This window comes from Citreicoccus inhibens, assembly GCF_019039035.1.
Taxonomy (GTDB): domain Bacteria; phylum Myxococcota; class Myxococcia; order Myxococcales; family Myxococcaceae; genus Citreicoccus; species Citreicoccus inhibens.
Genome location: NZ_JAHNZT010000005.1, coordinates 194,580 through 213,755 on the forward strand (window position 1 = coordinate 194,580; position 19,176 = coordinate 213,755).

Here is a 19,176-nt window from a genome sequence, read left to right on the forward strand (position 1 = left end):
AGCGCGGCCTACCCGGCGGGTGTCTCCTTCGTGGAGGCGCCCGCTTTCGTTTTCTGGGGGTGGCCTAGCCCGGCCCGCGCAGCAGCGTGAAGACCCAGAGCCCCACCGCGAACAGCGCGATGACGGTGGTGGCGATGGCGGAGCGCCGGACGCGGCCAGAGGGGTCTGGCGTTCGCGACGCATACAGCCAAGCGCCGCCCACTCGGATGAGGAGGAAGAGGCCCAGCAGGACGGGACCCAGCACCTGCCAGCCGGTGGGGTGCATGAGGACCACGACCCAGGCCCCGATGAAGGCGACGTTTCCGAGCAACATCAGGACGGGCACGGGCAGCGGCGGGCGCGAATTCACGCCCGCCAGTCTGTCCGCCGGGTGTCCTGCCTCCAACCGGATTCACGGTGGGGATGCCTCACAGGTGACACACCCGGGGTGGGCGCGACCGGGCCCCTCCTCCCTGGCAGGAGGCCCTGGCTGATGGCCGCGAGTATTCCGGGATGATTCTCTGGCGCGTACGGACTGTGAAACGCCTCGCGGTCGTGGGAATCTCCGGGTCACCCGGCCGTCTTACGGCGGGTGACCGCAGGCAAATCAGTACAGCTGTCGCAGTCGCAGTGCGGTAACGCGACCGCTCCGAGGGGAGACGGGGCGGGCGCGGAGTTCGAGGCGCGGTGGTTCCCGTGGGGAGATGGGGACCACCGCGCCCCGAGCGTTTTTCCTCGCGTCACCGGCGCGGATCCGCTCGCGGTGTCTCCACGTAGCGCGCCCGAGGGCGCAGCAGGTGCCCCTGCTCGCGCTGCTCCAGCACGTGCGCCACCCAGCCCGCCGCGCGCCCCACGGCGAACAGCGTGGCCGCGGCGCCAGCGGGCAGTCCCAGCGCCAGGGACAGCGTCACCAACCCGAAGTCCAGGGAGGGCGCGGGGTGGCCCGCATCGCGCACCACTTCCAGCACGGCCTTCGCCACGCGCACCCCCGGGGCCTCGGGCCGCAGGGCCAGCGCCGCGTCGAGCAGCGGCGGGGTGCGTGGGTCGCCGTCCGGGTACAGCAGGTGGCCGAAGCCGGTGAGGGCCTCGCCGCGCCGGAGCCGCTCGCGCACCACCGAGGCCGCGCGCTCGGGGCGGCCCACCTCGGTGAGCAGGGCCTCCACCCGGTCGCACGCGCCGCCGTGCTTGGGCCCGGAGAGCGCCGCCAGCGCCGCGCCCAGACACGCGTAGAGGTCCGCCCCCGATGAGGCCGTCACCCGCGCGGCGAAGGTGGACACGTTGAGTTCGTGATCCGCGCACAGCACCAGCGCCCGGTTGAGCAGCCCCGGTGCGTGTTTGCCTTTCGCGCCCCACGCGTGACCGAGCGACGCGGCCACGGTCGGTTCCTCCAGCGCGCGCGCCACCCGGCCCGGTGCTCGCGCCACGCAGCCCCAGGCGCCCAGGTGGCGCAGCAGGCGTCTCGCACGGGCCTTCTCTTGCTCGGGCGGTGCGGCGAAGCGCGCCGCGTCCTGTGCGCCCAGCAGGGCCACCAGCGCGGACAGGGACGCGATGGGAGGCGTGTCGCGTGGCAGCAGCGCCGCCAGCGTGGCGGTGGGCCATGGCGGTGGCTCTGGAGGTTCCCAGCGCGCGGGCGCGGTCGGGAGCGTGCCCGTCCACAGCAGCTCCGCGACGTCCTCGAAGGCGCGCCCCTCCAGCGCGAGCGACACGGCCGCGTGGCCTCGGTACGCGAGCCCCGCCGCGCCCACGCGAGACACAGACGAGTCGATGACGGGCTCACCCCAGCGCAGCGCGCCCGAGGCCACCGCGGCGTGCCCCGCGCGCGCGTCGTGTCGTGCCTTCATGCGCTCCAAGTCCGCGCGCACGTAGCGGTTCTCCTTGGTGCCCGGCTCGGGGACGCACCGCACGAGCCCTCGGCTGACGTACGTGTACAGCGTGGCCCGCTTCACGCCGAGCAGGGTGGCGGCCTCCGCCGCGGACATCAGCGCCTCCTCATGTCGAAGGTCGAATCGAGATTGAGAGCGACCGCCTTTGCGACCCACCATGCTGCACGCGCCTCCTGGCGCGCCATTGTCGACTCGACTCGACATCCCGTCGAGCCGAAGTCTCCAGCAGGCCCAGAGGAGCACCGCCATGAACGTGGACTTCGGACGCACGTCGTCGGACTACTTGAAGCACCGGGCCGGTTTCCCGGACGCCTTCTTCGCGCGGCTGGAGCGGGAGGGCGTGCTGCGCTCGGGCCTGCGCGCGTTGGACGTGGGCACGGGCACCGGCACCGTGGCGCGGGGGCTGGCCGCGCGGGGGTGCGCTGTCATCGCGCTGGACCCCGCCGCGCCTCAGCTCGCCGCCGCGCGCGAGGCCGCGGTGCAGGCGGGGCTCTCCATCGACTTCCGGCTGGGCCGCGCCGAGGAGGCGGGCCTGCCCACGGGCTCGGTGGACCTGTACGTGGCGGGGCAGTGCTGGCACTGGTTCGAGCGCGACGCCGCCGCGCGCGAGGCGTTCCGGTTGGTGGCTCCAGGAGGGCGGCTGGTCATCGCCCACTTCGACTGGCTGCCCACGCCCGGCAGCGTCGCCGAGGCCACCGAGGACCTCATCAATGCGTTCAACCCGGGCCCGCTGCCGCTGTACGTCCAACTGGGCCACGGCGCGGGCATCTATCCGCAGTGGTTCCATGACGTCACCGCGGCGGGCTTCCAGCGATTGGAGTCCTTCTCCTTCGACGCGCCCACGCTCTACGCGCGCTCGGCGTGGTTGGGGCGCGTCCGCGCGAGCGCACGGGTGGGGGCGTCGCTGCCGCCCGAGCAGGTGGCCCGCTTCGACGCGGAGCTGGCGCGCCGGCTCGCGGAGCGCTTCCCCGGAGAGACGTTGTCCATCCCGCATCGCGTGTTCGCGCTCATCGCCACGCGGCCCTGAGGCGGGAGGGCGTCTCCACCTGAACCCCGTGGACGGCGGGGCGTGGACTCCAAGGCGGGCGAGGCATCGCATCAGGTAGGGTGCGCCGGCCATGGCTTCCCTCCTCGATGCGCTCGACCGCGAGCACCTTCTCAAGAACCGCGCCGCCGCCGCGGAGCATGTGCGGGCCGGGGAGCCGCCCCATGTGTCGCTCTTGCGGCTGTGCGACGCGGGCGCGCTGAGCGGAGGCCTGTCCGTGGCGTATGGCGTGCGGCCCGATGAGCTGGTGGGCCCGCTCACGGCCGCCATGGGAGGTGCGGCGCGGCGGCTGAAAATCACCGACGTGCGCGAGCGGCCCGTGCTCACGCTGCACGTGGAGGCCGAGGGCGCGGAGGAGCGCTGGGAGGTGGAGGACGCGGCCGCGCTCGCGCACAACCTGAATGACCTCTACCGCGCGGCCCCGGACGTGAGAGTGATTGTATTGCTGGGGGAGTGGGAGGACGCGTATCAGCTCGTGTGTGTGGAAAAACGGGCCGTGTCGCGACTGCTAAGGCAGACATTTTTCGCGCCGTTCAACCTCGAACAGCTCCGAGGGCTTGTCTCAGCGCGTTGATGTTCAGCGTTGGACCGGGTTCTCGCCCCCGGGTCGCACGCGGGCCGCGGAGCGTGCTACGGCCGAGGGGAACCTCGGCCCGGAGGCGCTCCATGCACGGCATTCTCTTCCATGAGCTGCGGGGCTACGCCCAGTCGCGCCTGGGGACCCAGGGCTGGGAGTCGCTCCTGGAGCGAGCGGGTCTGCCTCAGCGCATCTATCTGGCGTTCCAGCAGTACCCGGACGAAGAGGTGACGGCCCTGGTCGCCGCCACCGCGCAGCTCTTGGGACAGGCCCCGCGCCTGGTGCTGGAGGACTTTGGCGAGTTCATCGCGCCGAGCCTGCTGCGCAAGTACCGCGTCCTCCTGGAGCCGAACTGGAGCGTGCTCGACATCGTGGAGCGGGCCGAGCACATCCTCCGGAGCGTGCGACAGGACGCGAAGCCGCCTCCCTCGAACCTGCGGATCCGCCGCGAGGAGGACGTGGTGCTCGTGTCCTATGGCTCGCCGCGGCGGCTGTGTGGCGTGGGCATTGGCTTCATCCGGGGGCTGGCGCGGGAGATGGGGCAGCGCGTCGTCGTGCACGAGCACCAGTGCATGCATCAGCGGGCGCCCCGCTGCGAGCTCCAGGTGCTCCTCATGCCCTGAGTGTGGGCGCTCTCTCGACCGGGACCGGCCTGCTGGGGCAGCATGGGGAGACATGCGGATCGCCCTTGTCATCACGCTCGTGTGTCTCCATGCGGGCCTCGCGCTGGCCGAGCCGGACTCCTTTGGCCTGGGAACGGGCCGGGATGGCTCGCTGACCGTCTCGACGCCGGACGTCGTCATCAACACGGCCTTCGCCGCCATCTCGACGGACGCCGTCGCGGGCGCCACGGGGGTGCGGCTCTCGACCGTGGCGGGCTTCGCCGTCGGCGACCTGGTGCTGTTCCATCAGACGACCGAGCCCACCTGGGCCGCGCCCGTGGGGACGTCCTCCCTGGACCTGGGGCCGCGCAACCTGGGGCAGTGGGAGCTGGCGCGCGTGGGCAAGGTGGACACCACGGTGCGCCGGATGACGCTCACCGCGCCGCTGCGCTTCGGCTTCCAGGTCGGCGGGCAGGTGGTGCGCGTGCCCGAGTACAAGGACGTGACGGTGACCGCGTCGGGCTCGCTGGTGGCGCCGCCCTGGAAGGCGCCCACGGGCGGCATCCTCGCGTTCGTGGTGTCCGGCACGCTCTCCAATGCGGGCCGCGTCCACGCGGACGGCAAGGGCTTCGAGGGCGGCAGCCAGCGCGACCACTCCACGGGGCCGCTGGGGTGCACGGGGCTCAATCTGTCCTTCGAGGCGGGCGGCACCGAGCGCGGTGAAGGCGTGGCGACGCGGGGCACGGGCCGAGGCAACGTCGCCAACGGCGGCGGCGGCGCCAACTGCAACAACGCGGGCGGCGGAGGCGGAGGCCATGGTGGCGTGGGCGGCGCGGGCGGGCGCACCGCCGAGAAGGACGGCCGACGCAACGAGGGGGGCCTGGGCGGCGCGTCGCTCACCTACACCCTCTATGACCACTTCCTCTTCGGCGGTGGCGGTGGCGCGGGCGAGGGCGACCAGACCCAGGGCACGGGAGGCGAGCGGGGCGGCGGGGCGGTCTTCACCCGCGCGTCGCTCTTCGTCGGCTCCGGGACCTACTCGGCCAACGGCGCCGCGCCGGCGTTCACGACGGGCTCGGATGGCGCGGGGGGCGGCGGAGCGGGTGGCACGGTCATCCTGCGCAGCGCGACCCAGCTCAACTGTGGCTCCGCCCAGGCGAACGGCGGGCAGGGCGGAGACATCACGCCCTTCGCGTCGGAGCTGCTCGGCGCGGGCGGTGGCGGCGCGGGCGGGCGTCTGTTGTTGCAGGGCACGACCGTGACGTGCTCGTCGTCCGTGCAGGCCGGGCGCGGTGGCCTGTCGGTCATCTCGGATGGCGGGGTGGACATGGCCGCGCCGTTCGCGACCGACGTGGCGCCCTATGTGGGCACCGCGCAGCCGCTGCTGATTCCCTTCCGCGTGCTCGTCACGCCGGTGGTGGTCGCGCCGCGCGAGGGCAGCCTCGTGCTGAACCCGCTGCCGCGCATCGACGGCACGGCGGATGTCGTGGGCCCCGTGGTGTACGTGTCCGTGGACGGCGTGCGGCTGTCGGCGGTGGTGCCGGACTCCTCGGGGCGCTTCTCCGTCACCCCGCGCCAGCCGCTGCCTCCGGGCGAGCACCTGGTGGAGGTCTTCTCGGAGGTGTTGGGCATGGGCAGCGCGCCCGCCACGCCGGTTCGCTTCACCACGCCCGTGATGCTCTCGGATGGCGGCGTGGTGGTGGCGCCCGTGCTGGTGGTGCCCGCGACGGGAGACACCGTGAGCCCCACGCCGCTGTTCGCTGGCACCGCGACCAATGGCGCCTCGGTGGGGCTGGACATCGACGACGAGCCCGAGGTGGTGCTCTCCATGGACCTGGAGGGGCGCTTCCGCTACGCGCGGCCGGGAGACCAGCCGATGACGCCGGGCCCGCACCGCGCCCGCGTGCACGCGCATGACGAGAACGGCAACAACGGCCCCTCCTCCTCCGCGACCACCTTCGAGGTCGTGGTGGCGCAGGTCGACGGCGGGTCCGGACCGCCTCCCGACGCGGGCAACGGGGGCACGCCCGATGCGGGCGGGGGCGTTGACGCTGGGACGCAGCCGGACGCGGGCGTGAGGGATCCGCTGGCCCCGGTGCTGGTGCTGCCCGAGCAGGGCGAGGTGGTGGACCCCACGCCGCTGTTCGCGGGAGTGGCGGTGGTGGGCGCCTCGGTGGCCCTGGAGCTGGATGGCGTGGCGCTGGCCACGGTCACCACGGATGACGCGGGGGTCTTCCGCCACGAGGTGAGCGCGAACCAGGCGCTGGCGCTGGGCGACCACCGCGTGGTGGCGCGCACCGTGGAGACGCAGGGCGTGGCGGGTGCGCGCTCGAGCGCGGTGGACTTCCAGGTGCGAGGCCCCACCGCGCTGGACGTGGGCTGCGGCTGCGGCGCGACCCCGCTGGACGGGCTGGCCGGCGCGGGGGCGTGGCTGGGGCTGCTCGCCCTGGCGCGGCGGCGAGCCCGGCGCGGCTAGCGGTTGCCCAGGCCCAGGTCGCCGAGTCCGAGGTTGCCCAGCACGGAGCCCTCCTCGGACGAGCCGCCTGGGCGCGCGGCGGCGAGCACGCGCCCCGCGAGCCGGTTGAAGGGCAGGGACTGGAGCCACACGCGCCCCGGCCCCCGCACGGTGGCGAAGAAGAAGCCCTCTCCGCCGAAGAAGGCCGTCTTGATGCCGCTCACCGCCTGGATGTCGAAGTCCACGGTGGGCTGGAACGCGACGATGCAGCCGGTGTCCACGCGCAAGAGCTCGCCCGGTCCCAGCATCCGCTCGTGCAGCGTGCCCCCCGCGTGGATGAAGACGAGGCCGTCGCCCTGGAGGCGCTGCATGATGAAGCCCTCGCCGCCGAAGAGGCCCGCGCCCAGCTTCTTCTGCATCGCGATGCCCAGCGACACGCCCTTGGCCGCCGCGAGGAAGCTGTCCTTCTGCGCGATGAGCTCGCCGCCCATCTGCCCCAGGTCCACGGGGATGATCTTCCCCGGGTGAGGCGCCCCGAAGGCCACCTTGCGCTTGCCGCCCGCGCGGTTGAGGAAGACGGTGGTGAAGAGGGACTCGCCCGCCAGCAGGCGCCGGCCCGCGCCAATCAGCGAGTCGAACAGGCCGCTCTTCGCCTTGGAGCCGTCGCCGAAGACGGTCTCCATCTCGATGCCGTCCTCCATGTACATGAACGCCCCCGCCTCGGCGACCGCGGCCTCTCCCGGGTCCAGCTCCACTTCCACGAACTGCAAATCATCGCCGTGAACCTGGAAGTCCACCTCGTGCATGCGCGCCATGAACACCCTCCACTCGCCCCATCAGCTCGCGAGGGGATGCACGATAGCCGTGCCGAGGGGCGCCCGAGGCGCCGCCGCTACTTCGAGAGCAGCACGGAGAGGGCCGCCACGGCGCGCGCGCTGGAGTCCGCGATGAGCGGCGGGATGGAGACGCTCACCGGGTTCTCCACGCCGCGACCGCATGAGCGCGAGCCCTGGTAGAGCGCGTCCTGCTGCTTGAGCTGGTAGCTGCAGCGCCCCACGGTGCCGGTGAGCGTGTCCGGCGAAATCTTCAGGTTCGAGGGTTGCCCGGCGAAGAACCCCTTCGCCTCCAGCGTGTTGGCGTTCTCGGTGACCTTCAGGTTGACGGGGGACTGGCCAAACGAGCCGGTGACCTCCCCCTTCTCCTGGTTCAGGGACAGGTCCACCGTGCGGCCATACGCCCGCCCTCGCATGCTGTTCGAGTCCATCCCCAGCTGGAACTGCGGGCTGCTGATGTCCGTGGGCGTCACCTTCGCGGTGATGTCCTGCCTCGGCGTGCGCAGGGTGAGGTACTGGGACTGCGCCGCGTCGTCGGACTTCGGGTGGTCCTTGGCGAGCGCGGGGGCGGCCCCGAGCAGCAGACTGGCGACGAGCAGTGTGGAGGTCTTCATGGCCCAAACGTAGGCCCGGTCTTCCCGGCGGGAGGGGGGCGGGGCAGGGGCCTCGGGTCGCTTGCCCGGTGGCCGAGGCAGGGAACCCCAGGGGGGCGGGCGGGTTGCCGAGCGAGTGGGGGAGGCGGGCGTTATCGTCCCGCCCCAGCGGCCCCGTCTCGGGCGCCGAAAGGGTGCGTGGCCGTGGCGGAGCTGTCCCCTGGGGTCGATGCGGAGCGGGGGCCTCGGCTGCCCGCGAGCGTGCTGTGGGCCTTCGTCGTGCGGGTGGGCGTCATCCTCTGCCTGTTCGGCGGGTTCCACGCATACGTGGGCCTCCGGCTGTTCGCGGAGCCCGCGTGGCCCGCGCCCTGGACCCTGCTGGGCGAGCTGGCGCTGGGGGCGCTCTTCGTGATGCTGCCCGCGGGCATGCTGCTGGGGCGGCACGAGTCCTCTGGCGCCCTGCGCGTGCTCAAGTGGGTGGCCTTCATCTGGTTGGGCTCGCTGGGCGTGTTCTTCACCACCACGGTGGCCGCGGACCTGGTGGGCGCGGTGCTGCGCTGGACGGGCACCGTCACCGACCCGCAGGCCCTGGCGCGAGGCAAGGCGTTGGGCGTGCTGCTGACGGCGCTGCCCGCGGTGGGGTTCGCGTTCCTCACCGCGCGCGGGCGGGCTCGGGTGGAGCGGGTGACGGTGCCCGTGGAGGGACTGGGCGCCGGCCTGAGCGGCCTGAAGGTGGTGCAGATCTCCGACATCCACGTGGGCCCCACGCTGGACGGGAAGTGGCTGACGCGCGTGGTGGAGCAGGTGAACGCGCTCGCGCCGGACGTGGTGGCGGTGACGGGGGACCTGGTGGACGGCAGCGTGGAGGCGCTGCGCGACGAGGTGGCGCCGCTCGCGGGGCTGCGCGCGAAGCTGGGCGTCTTCTACGTGACGGGGAATCACGAGTACTACCACGGCGGCCGGGCCTGGGCCGCCGAGGTGGCGCGCCTGGGCCTCACGGTGCTGCGCAACGAGCACCGCGTGGTGGAGCGGGACGGGGCGCGGCTCGTCGTGGCCGGCGTCACCGACTACAACGCGGGAAGCATCGACCCCGAGCACGCGAGCCGTCCGGACCTCGCGCTGGCGGGCGCTCCGGCGGACGTGCCGCGCGTGCTGCTCGCGCACCAGCCGCGCTCGGCGCTGTCGCTCCAGGGCCTGCGGGTGGATCTCCAGCTCTCCGGCCACACCCACGGTGGCCAGGTGTTCCCCTTCATGTTCTTCGTGAAGCTCCAGCAGCCCGTGGTTCGCGGGCTTGCCCGAGTGGCCGGCGTTCGCGTCTACACCCACCGGGGCACCGGCTACTGGGGCCCGCCCCTGCGGCTCGGCCCCTCGCCGGAGATCGCCGAGCTGACCCTGGTCCCCACCCAGCCCCACTGAGCAGGTCCCGACAGGGCATGGATTGAAGCAAAACTTGATATTTCCACTAATGCTGTCTACTCTTGGGGTGTGTCCACTGTTCCCCTCCCGTATGTGACCGCCCCCTCCCCGCTGACCCTCCCGCTGATGGGGGGGATGCTGCCTGGAGGATGGGAGCGGCCTGGGGTGGGGGTCCGGAACCGGGCTGGGTCAGGCGCGCCTCGGGTGATGGTGGTGTCCGAGCTGCCATTGATTCGACTGGCGGTGGGGCGGGAGCTGGTCTCTCAGTGTGAGATGTTGCACGCGCTGGGGACGGCGTCCGCGGAGCGGCGGTTGGACGCGGGGGCCACGCCGGAGCTGCTGGTGCTGGACATGGATTGTACGGCGCGTCCCATCCTGGAAGGGTTCCTGGCCCGGCTGGTGGAGCGGGGCTTTGAGGGACCCCGCATCCTGTTGTCCGCTGGCTTCCGTACAGAGGCCGCCGCCCGGGTCCGGGCGTCATGCGTCACCCACTTCGCACTCGGTCGGCCCTGGCGCCCGGGCGAGCTGCGCCTGCTCGTGGAGTCGGTGCTTGGGATCTCCCGCTTTCCTGCCGCCGCACGCAGCCCATGAAGGCCGGTCCGCGTCCCCGGTCTCGCTGACTGACCGGTGCCTGGACGCTGGGCATGGACTCGTCACGGGACTCATCAGCGCCTCGGCGGGCGCGGCGCGCAGCGCCATCTTCGCCCTGGCCTCGCTGGCGGGGGGCGTGGCCCGCTGCGCCTCGGGGCGCTCGCGCGAGGGGTTGCCCCAGCTGAAGCAGGGGCTGTGGCGGATGGCGCAGCTCCCCGTGGACGTGGTGTTGATGGTGAGCGTGCGGGTGCTGAGCGCCGCGCAGGTCCTCGCCGGCCTGGAGACCCTGGGCCGCCGCCTCACCGACGCCGAGGTGGCGCGGCTGCGTCCCATCTTCGGGGGCAGCCTGGACTACGGCGCCGTGCGCGTGAAGGAAGGTCCGCTGGGGCTCTTGGGCGTGACGGGCCGGGCCTTCGCGCACGGCGACACCGTCTTCCTGCCGCCGGGGGACTCGGCCGCGGACTTCGGGCTGCTCGTGCATGAGCTGACGCACGTGTGGCAGCACCAGCACGGGGGCACGGCCTACTTGAGCGCCGCGCTGCTCGCGCAATGCCTGGGGGATGGCTACGACTGGCGCAAGGCCGTCTCGCAGCGGCGGCGCTGGGCCGAGCTGAACCCCGAGCAGCAGGCGCAGCTCATCCAGGACGCGGTGGAGGCCCACCTGGTGCCGCCCGTCTCCGCGCCCACCGCGCAGGTGCGCCTGCGGGGCTGGTCCGACAGCGCGCTGTCCCTGCTGGACGAGGCCATGGACTGCCTCTACGCCGGCCGCGGCGCGCCCTGAGCTCCGAAACGACTCCGGGGCCCCCGACTCGCATCGCGCGAGCCGGACGCCCCGGAAGGACTGCGCTGCGGTGGACTCGCGCTCAGCCGCGGTACTGGTGCACCGACATGATGGGGTAGTTCATCGAGCTGAGGGTGATGCGCTGCGAGCCATCCGCGTTCACGTTGTTGGAGCCGATGAACTGGGGCTGGCCGTTCTTCCAGCCCGCGAACATCACCACGTGCTCGCCGCCGGGGGTCTTCATGCTGACCACGTCGCCCGGCTTGGCGTCCTGGAGGCTCACGCGCTTGAAGTTCGGGTCGCGGTCCAGGTTCGACTGGAGGCCGTACACCGAGTTGTTGTGCTGGCTGTTGCTGATCTGCCCCGCCTGCTCCAGGCACGCGGAGACGAAGTTGGCGCAGTTGACGTCGTTGGGAATCCCGTCGTCCATGTCCGAGCCCACGCCCGTGGTCTCCAGCTTCAGGGAGCCGGCGTTCTTGCCGAGCTGCGCCTGGGCGATGTCGAACGGGCTGCCCTTGGGACCCTTGGTGCCGGGGCCGGAGTTGATGGGGCCGGAGCCGTCGATGTTGCCCGAGCCGCTCGGACGCAGCGACGGGGAGTCGAAGCCGTCCTTGCTGCCCGGGATGTTCAGGGACTTGCCCGCGTAGATGAGGTCGGCGTTCTGGATCTGCGGATTGGCCTTCATCAGCGCGCCGACGCTGGTGTTGTAGCGCTGGGCGAGGGCGGACAAGGTGTCGCCGGACTTGATCTTGATGCTCACAGGGGGCTCCGGGGAGAGAGAGCGATGGCGGTCAGTTACCAATTGCTGCGATTGTTTTCATTCTCTGAGATGGCGCGGCTTTGTTGCGTCCCGCGACGGATTTGTCACCGGATCAGCTGGGACTGTAAAACTCGCGAGGTGGCGGGGCTGGCCCTAGGTTGTGAGGCATGAGCCCGTCGCGTTGGAAGCTGAACCTCGATTGGGTGACGCCTTCGCTCGCGGTGGGGGGCCGCTTCCCCATCGAGGCGGCGGACCACCTGGCCCGGAACCTCGGCATCTCCGCCATCGTGGACGTGCGCGGCGAGGCCCGTGACGACGAGCGCGCCCTGCGCGAGCACGGCATCGCGTTCCTGCACCTGCCCGCCCAGGACCTCGGAGCGCTCCGCCTGGAACGCCTGGACGACGGCGTGGCCTGGGTGGCCGAGCGACTGGCGCGCGGAGAGAAGGTGCTCATCCACTGCGAGCACGGCGTGGGCCGCAGCGCGCTGCTGGCGCTGTGCGTCATGGTGGCGCGAGGCGAGGCGCCGCTGGAGGCCCTGGCGAACGCGAAGGCGCGGCGGTGGCAGGTGTCGCCCAGTGAGACGCAGCTGAGGGCCTTCCGCGCGTGGACGGCGCGGTGGCGCGAGGGGCACGCGGTGTCCTGGGCGGTGCCGTCGGTGGAGGCCCTGGCGGAGCGGGCCTACAGTCACCTGCGCCACCCACCCCCGGCCGAAGAGTCCTGAAGGACGCGCGAGGGTGGAGTGCGGGACGGGGGCGCGTCGCGGCGCTTGAACGGTGCGGAGGGGCCGCGCATGGTGGCGCGGTGACCTCCATCGCTCATCCTGATTTCTCGGCCGCGCGGTTCGCGCAGTTCCCGGACGCGCGCTTCGAGCCGGCGCCCGCGGACGGCGTCCTGCCCGAGGGCTTCTTCACCACCACCAACCTGCCCACGTACGTGCGGCTGCAAGGGCAGTGGCGCATGCCGCGCGAGCCGCGCATGGACGGCGCGCTGGTGCTGGACGCGCAGGGCGCGCTCTGGGTCCGCGAGGGACGCCGCGTGCGCGCGGGCGAGCGCGTGGTGGTGGGGCGCGCGGAGGACGGCAGCGAGGGCGTCTTCGTGAACATGGCGTACCTCACCGAGGGCGGCGAGGGTGAGTTCAAGTTCATGACGTCCGAGGTGTCGCGCGAGAAGCCCATCGACTACGCGCACATGGCCCGGCTGCTGGTGGAGGAGCGCGAGCGCGGCGGCTATCCCGTGTGGGTGACGGGGCCGGCGCTGGTGCACTCGCGGGCGCGCGCGGACATGACGTGGTTCATCGAGAACGGCTTCGTGGGCGCGCTCCTGGCGGGCAACGCGGTGGCGGTGCACGACATCGAGGCGTCCATCTACGGCACCACGCTGGGCATGAGCGGCTCGGGCGAGGCGACGTCGGGCGGCCACGGCCTGCACATGCGCGCCATCAACAAGGTGCGCGCGGCGGGCTCCATCGCGGCGGCGGTGAAGGCGGGCGTCATCACCAACGGCATCATGCACGCGTGCGTGACGCGCAACGTGCCCTTCGTCCTCACCGGCTCCATCCGGGATGACGGCCCGCTGCCGGACGTGGTGACGGACAACCTGGCCGCGCAGGACGCCATGCGCCGCCACGCGGTGAAGGCCACCCTGGCGGTGCTCATCGCCACGGCGCTGCACGCCATCGCCACGGGCAACATGCTGCCCGCGTTCGTCACCGAGTCGGACGGCGCGCTGCGCGAGCTGCCCACCATCTGCGTGGACTCGTCCGAGTTCGTGGTGAGCAAGCTGAAGGACCGGGGCACGCATCAGGCCTTCGGCGTGGTGACCAACGCCCAGGACTTCATGCACATCCTCCGGCTCTACGTGGAGCGCGAGCTGGCGGCCCGCGCTCGCTGACGCCTCCTGCGCGCGGCGGCTCGACCTTGCGAGCGCCGCGCGCGGAAGACTCAGGCCCTCAGTACGACTCCTCGGGCACGTCCATCAGGTCCAGGTTGCCGCGCTCCACCATGCGCGCGGCGTGGGCGATGCCGGGCAGCACCTCGTGGCAGAACCACCGGGCGCTGGCCACCTTGCCGGCGTAGAAGGCCTTGTCGCCGGGGTTCTCCTTCATCCGCTCCAGCGCCACGCCGGCGTGCCGCACCAGCAGCCAGCCCATCACCACCTCGGCCACGGCGAACAGCACGCGGTTGCCCTGCAGGCCCACGTGGTAGACGGACTCGCCCAGCTTGCCCATCAGCGTGCCGAGCATCATCTCGAGCTGGCCGAGCGCCTCGCCCAGCGCCTCGCGCTCGGACTTCAGCTCGGCGCCGCCCTCGTCTCCCTCGGCCGTCTGCCGCACCTTCGCGAGCAGCCCCTGGAGCGTGGCGCCACCGTCGCGCGCCACCTTGCGCATCAAGAGGTCGAGCGCCTGGATGTGCGTGGTGCCCTCGTAGAGCGTGTCGATCTTCTGGTCCCGGATGTACTGCTCCACCGGGTAGTCCTGCAGGTAGCCCGAGCCGCCGTGCACCTGCAGCGAGAGCGCGAGCAGCTCGTACGACTTCTCCGAGCAGTAGCCCTTCACCAACGGCAGGAGCATGTCGTTGAGGACGTCCGCCTCGCCGGCCTCGGTGGCGCGGTGGCCGCCCATGCGCTCCACCTGGTCCTGGATGGACGCGGTGTAGAGGCACAGCGCGCGCATGCCCTCGGCGTGGGCCTTCTGCGCCATCAGCATGCGGCGCACGTCCGGGTGCTGGAAGACGGGCACGCGCGGCGCGGACTTGTCGCGCGCCTTCATCAGGTCCGCGCCCTGCAGGCGCTCCTTGGAGAAGGCCAGCGCGCGCATGTAGCCCGCGGACAGCGCGGACATGGACTTGACGCCCACCGCCATGCGCGCCTGCTCGATGACGTGGAACATCTGGCGGATGCCGTCATGCACCTCGCCCACGAGGAGGCCGCGCGCCGGCTTGCCGTCGCCGAACGTCAGCTCGCAGGTGACGGAGCCCTTGAGCCCCATCTTCTTCTCGAGCTTGGTGCACACCACGCCGTTCAGCTCGCCCAGGTTGCCCTGCTCGTCCACCCAGTACTTGGGCACGATGAAGAGGGACAGGCCCTTGGTGCCCGGCGCCGCGCCCTCGGGGCGGGCCAGCACCATGTGGATGACGTTCTCGGACATGTCCGAGTCGCCGTTGGTGATGAAGCGCTTGACGCCCTCAATCTCCCAGAGGTCGCCCTCCACGTGCCGCGCCTTCGTGCGCGCCGCGCCCACGTCGCTGCCGGCGTCCGGCTCGGTGAGCACCATGGTGCCACCCCAGCGCTTGTCCAGGATGTGCGGCAGGAAGCGGCGCTTCTGCGACTCGGTGCCCAGCCGGTCGATGATGCGCGCCATCAGGTTGCCCAGCGTGTAGAAGGCCAGCGACGCGTTGGCGCCCACCAGCAGCTCGAACGCGGCCCAGCCCAGCGTCGGCGGCGCGCCCATGCCGCCCAGGTGCGGCGGCTGCTCCAGCAGGTGCATGCCCGCGTCGTAGCAGGCCGTCATGCCGCGCTTGAGTCCCGGCGGCAGCGTCACCACGCCGTTCTCCAGCTTCGGCGGGTTGTGCTCCGCCTCGTCGAAGCTCGTCGCCAGCTCCTCCGTGCACAGCTTGGCGAACATCTCCAGCATCTGCCGCGCCGCCGTCTCGTCCAGGTCGCCAAAGGGCGCGTGGCCCAGCGAGGTCCTCCCGATGTCGAGGAACTCGAAGAGGTTGAACTGGAGGTCGCGGAGGTTGGGCGTGTAGTGGTGCGACGACGACATCTCAGGCTCCTCACGACCCCGCGGACGCACCGCGCGGGCCGGGTTCGGGGGATTCCAGAAGGGCCCCGAGGCTACCCGAGATTGATTCGTGAGTCAGAGCGCCGCGCCGCCCGGGGCGACCACGTCCCACCAGCCGAACCACATGGTGCGCTGCTCGGTGAGGTGCACCCAGCCGGGGGCGTGCGCGTAGGCGCGGGGCATCAAGCCGGCTTGCGTCAAGGCGCGGGCGGTCTCCTCGAAGGAGTACAGGTTCAAGGTGACCTGGGGGCCCGCGGTGGGGATGACGCGCGTGGCGGACGTGTGCGCCTCCAGGCCCGGGCGCCGCTCCAGGAGGGTGAGGAGCATTCGTCCCCCGGGCTTCAGGGCGGCGGCGAAGTTCCCGAGCACGCGCGGCAGGTCATGGCAGAAGTCGAGACAGCCGATGGCGAGCGCGACGTCGAAGCGGCCCAGCTCCGCGGGCACGGGCTGGTGGTAGCTGTGCACGCGCCACGTTCCGGTGGGGCGCGCGCGTCGGGCCAGCGCCAGCATCTCGGGGGAGAGGTCCAGGCCCACCACGTCCACCGAGGACGCCAGCGCGCGCGTGTGCGGGCCGGGGCCGCAGCCCACGTCGAGCACGCGGCATCCTGGCGTCACCGCGTCGTCGAGGAAGCGCTCCACCCGGTCGCCGTAGCGGTGCAGCACCGGGAAGAGCGCCTCATAGGCGGGGGCGATCTCCTCGTACACCTGCCGCACGGCGTCTTCCTGCTGCGCATCCCGGGACATGCGGGGCTCACGGTAGCACGGCCCCCGTGCGCGCCCTGGCGCGGTGAGGCCGCGTGTTCAGGGGGCGGCGAAGTCCACCGAGCGCCACGTCTCCAGCGCCCAGTCCTGCTCGTCGGGGTCGTCGAAGCTGACCACGCCCACCGCGCGCCGGGTGCCCGCGTGGTACAGGGCCATGAGGCGACACAGGCCGGGCTCCAGGTGCAGGGACGCGCGGCTCGTCACGCGCTCCGTCTGGTGCTCCAGGTCGAGGGCGTGTCGCTCGGCGCCGCTGGGCTCGGGCGCGCCTGCGTCCGCGTCCTCCATGGTCAACACGCGCACGCTGCGCCGATGGTCTCGCGCCACCCAGCTGCCGTCCTCCAGCCGCGACTCCGAGAACGAGCCGGGGACGCGCACCCGCCAGCCTCCCGGGAGGTCCACCCGAAGCGTGCCCCGGCGATAACCCAGCGGCGGTCCCCCGGCGCTGGCGCCCGCGCGCCGGTGGACCTCCTCGGCGAGCGTGCCGCCCATGCCCAGATAGCCCAGCACCTCCTGCCACGCTCGCCAGGGGTAGGGCAGGGAGGGGTCCTCGCGCCAGGCCAATTGCAGCGTGCGCGCCACGTCGCGGAGCAGTCGCCGCTCGTCGTCCAGGAGGGGCGGGCGCCACATCACGTCCGTCCACAGCCGGCACAGCGCGCGGCCCAGCCGCACGCGCGCGGTCACCGTGGGCTCCCACCAGGGGAACACGTCGCGGCCCTGGCTGGGGTCCTCGAGGACGCCGAGCATCCACGGTTCGTCGCGCGGGCCCAGGGGCGTGAGCAGCGCGCCGGGGTGCTCGAAGTCGTGGCCCGGAGGCAGCGAGAGCGTGAGACCGGACTCGCCCACGCTTCGGCGCCGCAAGAGGCGCCCGATGGAGAGGTGGAGCCACGCGAGAAACCCCGGCTCGATGGACGCGGGGTTCGCCGAGTGGAAGTAGCCCGTGGCGTCGCCCACGCCGGCGCCCTCGTCGGGGTCCGCCCAGAAGATGCCGTGCGCGTCGCCCATGTTCCGCAGGTGGTCGCAGAGGTAGCGGTGGTAGCCGGGGCCGACGGCGGACGTCTCGGCGGAGACGACGATGCGGCCCTCGCTCGCGGCCACGATGCTGAGGTCGCTGGCGGCGGGGTGCAGCCGCAGGCGCAGCATGAGCGAGTCATGGGGGCCGGGCTCCACGCGCGCGCCCGCCATCCACTCGCCCGCGCACGCGTCGTGGAACCACTGCTCCACCTGGCGCAGCCAGTCTCCCGTGGAGCCGTCCGCGGAGAGGGGGACTTCGCCCTGGCCACGTCGGCCCGCCAGCAACAGCTTCATGTCTCGGGTTCCTCGCGCATCGGGTTCATTGCCCCGGATGAACGCCGGAGCATCGCGGATATGTCGCGGAGCGAGCCACTTCGCCCGTCCTTCGCGCGCTGAACACCGGGCGTGTGGAACCCCGTGACTCCCTTGGTCGCTGGTGGGTGCGTCGAACATCGGGCGGGCGGGCCCTGTTCCTTCCTCCGACTCCAGGCGGGCGTGCCAGCGCTGGCGCGCGGAGGCGACGCTCGCTGTTTCCAGGGGGGCGGAGCCCGTGCCTCAGCGCGCGCGGGCTCCGCCGTGGAAGGCTTCAGCGCGCCTGGACTAGCGGGTGGTGCTGTCCTTCGGCGGCGGGTTGTTGGTGTTCGGCGCGTACGGGTCCATCGTGCCCTGGCCCGCGCTGTTGGACGACGGCGGGTTGTTCATGTCGCCGCCGGTGCTGCCGGAGCCGCCGGAGCTGGGCGGCATCGTCGTGTCACCCGAGGACGGCGGCGGGTTCATGTCCTGGCCGGAGCCGCCCGTGCTGGGCGAGTTCATGTCGCCATGGTGCACGCCCGGCTCGGACTCGCCGGTGCTGGAGGTGCCGGAGCCGCCGCTGTCCGGGGGCAGCGAGGACGGCGGCTGGGTGACGGGCTCATTGCCCATGCCGCTGTTGTCGGGCGGAGGCGGCGGGTTGGGCTGCTCGTAGCCGGAGCCGCCGCTGCTGGGCGGCGGAGTGCCGGTCTCCGTGGGCGCCTGACCCGGTCCCTGGTCCGTGCCCGTGTAGTCCGTCGCGGGGGGCATGGGCTCCGTGCCGCGCTCCGCCGACTTGTTCGTCTTGCAGCCCGTGCCGAGCGCGAGCGCGCCGACGAGGAGGCTGGCCACGGTGAGCTGGGTCTTGAAGAACTTCGTCATTGCGACTCTCCCGCTGTGAGGGTCCGACTGCTCGCCCGAACGTGGGCAGCCGCTCCCGCACGCGCAGGGGGCGCTCCCCTGGCCGTCCGCGCCCGGAGCCGCACCCGCGAGGCCTCCAGTCCGCACGCACCGGGGCGCGAACGTTCGTCAGTCGCCGTCGTTGGGGCCCACGAGCCGGGGGCGATCATCCTTGCGCGGCGCGGCGGCGGCCCGGCGCGCCAGCGACTCACGCCACCCCGGCGTCAGCCGCGGACACTCCGCGAGCGCCGCGGCGGCCTCGCGGTCCTGCGCGTGCATGGCGTGGTTCGCGAACGCCACGGTGAACGCGGGGAAGGGACGCTCCAGCAACTCCAGGGCATCACCCGCCGCCACGGTGCCCTCCTCCAGCACGCGGAAGTACCAGCCGGTGCGCCCGGACTGCTGCATCACCAGGGGCAGGTCCTTGCGATTCCACCGCCGCGCCTGCTTCCAGCAAGGCTGACGCGGCTGGGAGACCTCGAGCAGCGCGGTGCCCACGCGCACGCGGTCGCCAATGCACGCGCTGTCCTCGGCGCCGCCCGAGAGGACGAAGTTCTCACCGAACGCCCCCGGGCCCACGTCCTCTCGCGCGAGCAGCTCGCGCCAGAAGGCGTAGTGGCGTTCGGCGTAGGCCAGCACGGCCTTCTCGGGGCCACCGTGAACCTTCAGGTCCGCTTGCCCGTCTCCGCGAAGCCCCGTGCGGGTGAGCCACACGGGGCCCGTCACGGGCGCCTTGTACGTGCCGCTCACCCACGGCCGCGCCAGCGGATCCGCCGCGCCGGCGACGCCATGTTCGCGCACCAGCCCAACGCACAGGGAGAGGATTCGAGGCGCGGCGGAGTCCATGGGGGTGGCGACAAAGCAGGCACCGGGCAGCGTGTCCAGCGACGCGCGAACCCCGGCGCCCTCACGTCATCG

19 protein-coding genes are annotated in these 19,176 nt (G+C 72.4%); 9 read left to right on the forward strand and 10 right to left on the reverse strand.

Features of this window, described 5'->3' with window-relative positions; genetic code table 11:
- Positions 1-64 precede the first annotated feature (64 nt).
- Together KRR26_RS09175 and KRR26_RS09180 are read right to left on the reverse strand one after the other, a co-directional pair.
- A complete protein-coding gene (locus KRR26_RS09175) occupies positions 65-349 on the reverse strand; it encodes a hypothetical protein (RefSeq protein WP_233577190.1) in 285 nt (94 codons plus the stop codon).
- 370 nt (positions 350-719) lie between these two features.
- Positions 720-1,958, reverse strand: coding sequence for a citrate/2-methylcitrate synthase (locus tag KRR26_RS09180; protein WP_236068431.1), 1,239 nt, complete (start codon positions 1,956-1,958; stop codon positions 720-722).
- A 151-nt stretch (positions 1,959-2,109) separates the two neighbouring features.
- Between KRR26_RS09180 and KRR26_RS09185 the strand changes: the two genes are divergently transcribed.
- The 4 genes from KRR26_RS09185 to agmC all read left to right on the forward strand — a co-directional run bounded on the left by KRR26_RS09185 (position 2,110) and on the right by agmC (position 6,562).
- Positions 2,110-2,889 (forward strand): class I SAM-dependent methyltransferase, encoded by a 780-nt coding sequence (locus KRR26_RS09185; protein ID WP_217079627.1) that lies wholly within the window; start codon positions 2,110-2,112, stop codon positions 2,887-2,889.
- A gap of 91 nt (positions 2,890-2,980) precedes the next feature.
- Positions 2,981-3,481 carry a hypothetical protein gene (locus tag KRR26_RS09190; RefSeq protein ID WP_120207541.1) on the forward strand — a complete coding sequence of 167 codons (501 nt, stop codon included), beginning with the start codon at positions 2,981-2,983 and terminating at the stop codon, positions 3,479-3,481.
- Between the two features lie 92 nt (positions 3,482-3,573).
- The gene (locus tag KRR26_RS09195; protein ID WP_217079628.1) at positions 3,574-4,107 is read left to right on the forward strand and encodes a heme NO-binding domain-containing protein; all 534 of its coding nucleotides are present in this window, start codon (positions 3,574-3,576) and stop codon (positions 4,105-4,107) included.
- A 52-nt stretch (positions 4,108-4,159) separates the two neighbouring features.
- Positions 4,160-6,562 carry an adventurous gliding motility protein AgmC gene (gene agmC, locus KRR26_RS09200; protein WP_217079629.1) on the forward strand — a complete coding sequence of 801 codons (2,403 nt, stop codon included), beginning with the start codon at positions 4,160-4,162 and terminating at the stop codon, positions 6,560-6,562.
- On the opposite strand, the gene KRR26_RS09205 is transcribed toward agmC, so the two are convergent.
- Positions 6,559-7,356, reverse strand: coding sequence for a TIGR00266 family protein (locus KRR26_RS09205; protein WP_120207547.1), 798 nt, complete (start codon positions 7,354-7,356; stop codon positions 6,559-6,561). The two genes, agmC and KRR26_RS09205, sit on opposite strands and share 4 nt — an antisense overlap.
- Before the next feature lie 77 nt (positions 7,357-7,433).
- Entirely contained in the window at positions 7,434-7,988 is a 555-nt protein-coding gene (locus KRR26_RS09210) for a hypothetical protein (RefSeq protein ID WP_120207549.1), read from the reverse strand.
- Positions 7,989-8,171: 183 nt separating this feature from the next.
- Here KRR26_RS09210 and KRR26_RS09215 point away from each other — a divergent pair, with 183 nt between their 5' ends.
- The 3 genes from KRR26_RS09215 to KRR26_RS09225 all read left to right on the forward strand — a co-directional run bounded on the left by KRR26_RS09215 (position 8,172) and on the right by KRR26_RS09225 (position 10,755).
- A complete protein-coding gene (locus tag KRR26_RS09215; RefSeq protein WP_120207698.1) occupies positions 8,172-9,383 on the forward strand; it encodes a metallophosphoesterase in 1,212 nt (403 codons plus the stop codon).
- 207 nt (positions 9,384-9,590) lie between these two features.
- Positions 9,591-9,974 carry a hypothetical protein gene (locus tag KRR26_RS09220; RefSeq protein WP_120207551.1) on the forward strand — a complete coding sequence of 128 codons (384 nt, stop codon included), beginning with the start codon at positions 9,591-9,593 and terminating at the stop codon, positions 9,972-9,974.
- Positions 9,934-10,755 carry an eCIS core domain-containing protein gene (locus KRR26_RS09225; RefSeq protein WP_236068432.1) on the forward strand — a complete coding sequence of 274 codons (822 nt, stop codon included), beginning with the start codon at positions 9,934-9,936 and terminating at the stop codon, positions 10,753-10,755. Before KRR26_RS09220 ends, KRR26_RS09225 begins: the two co-directional genes overlap by 41 nt.
- An 82-nt stretch (positions 10,756-10,837) precedes the next feature.
- Here the strand turns inward: KRR26_RS09225 and KRR26_RS09230 are convergent, their stop codons facing one another.
- A complete protein-coding gene (locus tag KRR26_RS09230) occupies positions 10,838-11,515 on the reverse strand; it encodes a LysM peptidoglycan-binding domain-containing protein (RefSeq protein ID WP_120207553.1) in 678 nt (225 codons plus the stop codon).
- Positions 11,516-11,682: 167 nt separating this feature from the next.
- On the opposite strand from KRR26_RS09230, the gene KRR26_RS09235 reads away from it, so the two are divergent.
- Together KRR26_RS09235 and KRR26_RS09240 are read left to right on the forward strand one after the other, a co-directional pair.
- A complete protein-coding gene (locus KRR26_RS09235) occupies positions 11,683-12,237 on the forward strand; it encodes a protein-tyrosine phosphatase family protein (protein ID WP_120207555.1) in 555 nt (184 codons plus the stop codon).
- A gap of 80 nt (positions 12,238-12,317) precedes the next feature.
- Positions 12,318-13,406: a putative NPN-dependent ornithine cyclodeaminase gene (locus tag KRR26_RS09240; RefSeq protein WP_120207557.1), complete on the forward strand. Its 1,089-nt coding sequence runs from the start codon at positions 12,318-12,320 to the stop codon at positions 13,404-13,406.
- Positions 13,407-13,464: 58 nt separating this feature from the next.
- Here KRR26_RS09240 and KRR26_RS09245 read toward each other — a convergent pair whose 3' ends face one another.
- From KRR26_RS09245 to KRR26_RS09265, 5 genes are all read right to left on the reverse strand, one after another.
- On the reverse strand, positions 13,465-15,279 hold the full coding sequence (locus KRR26_RS09245) for an acyl-CoA dehydrogenase (RefSeq protein WP_120207560.1): 1,815 nt from the start codon (positions 15,277-15,279) through the stop codon (positions 13,465-13,467).
- A gap of 93 nt (positions 15,280-15,372) precedes the next feature.
- Complete coding sequence (locus KRR26_RS09250) at positions 15,373-16,041, reverse strand: class I SAM-dependent methyltransferase (RefSeq protein ID WP_120207562.1); 669 nt, start codon at positions 16,039-16,041, stop codon at positions 15,373-15,375.
- Between the two features lie 57 nt (positions 16,042-16,098).
- Positions 16,099-17,364, reverse strand: coding sequence for a hypothetical protein (locus KRR26_RS09255; RefSeq protein WP_217079630.1), 1,266 nt, complete (start codon positions 17,362-17,364; stop codon positions 16,099-16,101).
- Between the two features lie 306 nt (positions 17,365-17,670).
- The gene (locus tag KRR26_RS09260; protein WP_217079631.1) at positions 17,671-18,240 is read right to left on the reverse strand and encodes a hypothetical protein; all 570 of its coding nucleotides are present in this window, start codon (positions 18,238-18,240) and stop codon (positions 17,671-17,673) included.
- A 147-nt stretch (positions 18,241-18,387) separates the two neighbouring features.
- Positions 18,388-19,104, reverse strand: coding sequence for an MOSC domain-containing protein (locus KRR26_RS09265; RefSeq protein WP_120207567.1), 717 nt, complete (start codon positions 19,102-19,104; stop codon positions 18,388-18,390).
- Between the last annotated feature and the right edge of the window lie 72 nt (positions 19,105-19,176).

Excerpts from the sequence above, each read along its gene's own strand:
- KRR26_RS09180 (WP_236068431.1), bottom strand. The coding sequence starts at position 1,958 with ATGTCCGCGGCGGAGGCCGCCACCCTGCTCGGCGTGAAGCGGGCCACG.
- KRR26_RS09185 (WP_217079627.1), top strand. The coding sequence starts at position 2,110 with ATGAACGTGGACTTCGGACGCACGTCGTCGGACTACTTGAAGCACCGG.
- KRR26_RS09190 (WP_120207541.1), top strand. The coding sequence starts at position 2,981 with ATGGCTTCCCTCCTCGATGCGCTCGACCGCGAGCACCTTCTCAAGAAC.
- KRR26_RS09195 (WP_217079628.1), top strand. The coding sequence starts at position 3,574 with ATGCACGGCATTCTCTTCCATGAGCTGCGGGGCTACGCCCAGTCGCGC.
- agmC (WP_217079629.1), top strand. The coding sequence starts at position 4,160 with ATGCGGATCGCCCTTGTCATCACGCTCGTGTGTCTCCATGCGGGCCTC.
- KRR26_RS09205 (WP_120207547.1), bottom strand. The coding sequence starts at position 7,356 with ATGGCGCGCATGCACGAGGTGGACTTCCAGGTTCACGGCGATGATTTG.
- KRR26_RS09210 (WP_120207549.1), bottom strand. The coding sequence starts at position 7,988 with ATGAAGACCTCCACACTGCTCGTCGCCAGTCTGCTGCTCGGGGCCGCC.
- KRR26_RS09220 (WP_120207551.1), top strand. The coding sequence starts at position 9,591 with ATGGTGGTGTCCGAGCTGCCATTGATTCGACTGGCGGTGGGGCGGGAG.
- KRR26_RS09235 (WP_120207555.1), top strand. The coding sequence starts at position 11,683 with ATGAGCCCGTCGCGTTGGAAGCTGAACCTCGATTGGGTGACGCCTTCG.
- KRR26_RS09245 (WP_120207560.1), bottom strand. The coding sequence starts at position 15,279 with ATGTCGTCGTCGCACCACTACACGCCCAACCTCCGCGACCTCCAGTTC.
- KRR26_RS09250 (WP_120207562.1), bottom strand. The coding sequence starts at position 16,041 with ATGTCCCGGGATGCGCAGCAGGAAGACGCCGTGCGGCAGGTGTACGAG.
- KRR26_RS09255 (WP_217079630.1), bottom strand. The coding sequence starts at position 17,364 with ATGAAGCTGTTGCTGGCGGGCCGACGTGGCCAGGGCGAAGTCCCCCTC.
- KRR26_RS09260 (WP_217079631.1), bottom strand. The coding sequence starts at position 18,240 with ATGACGAAGTTCTTCAAGACCCAGCTCACCGTGGCCAGCCTCCTCGTC.
- KRR26_RS09265 (WP_120207567.1), bottom strand. The coding sequence starts at position 19,104 with ATGGACTCCGCCGCGCCTCGAATCCTCTCCCTGTGCGTTGGGCTGGTG.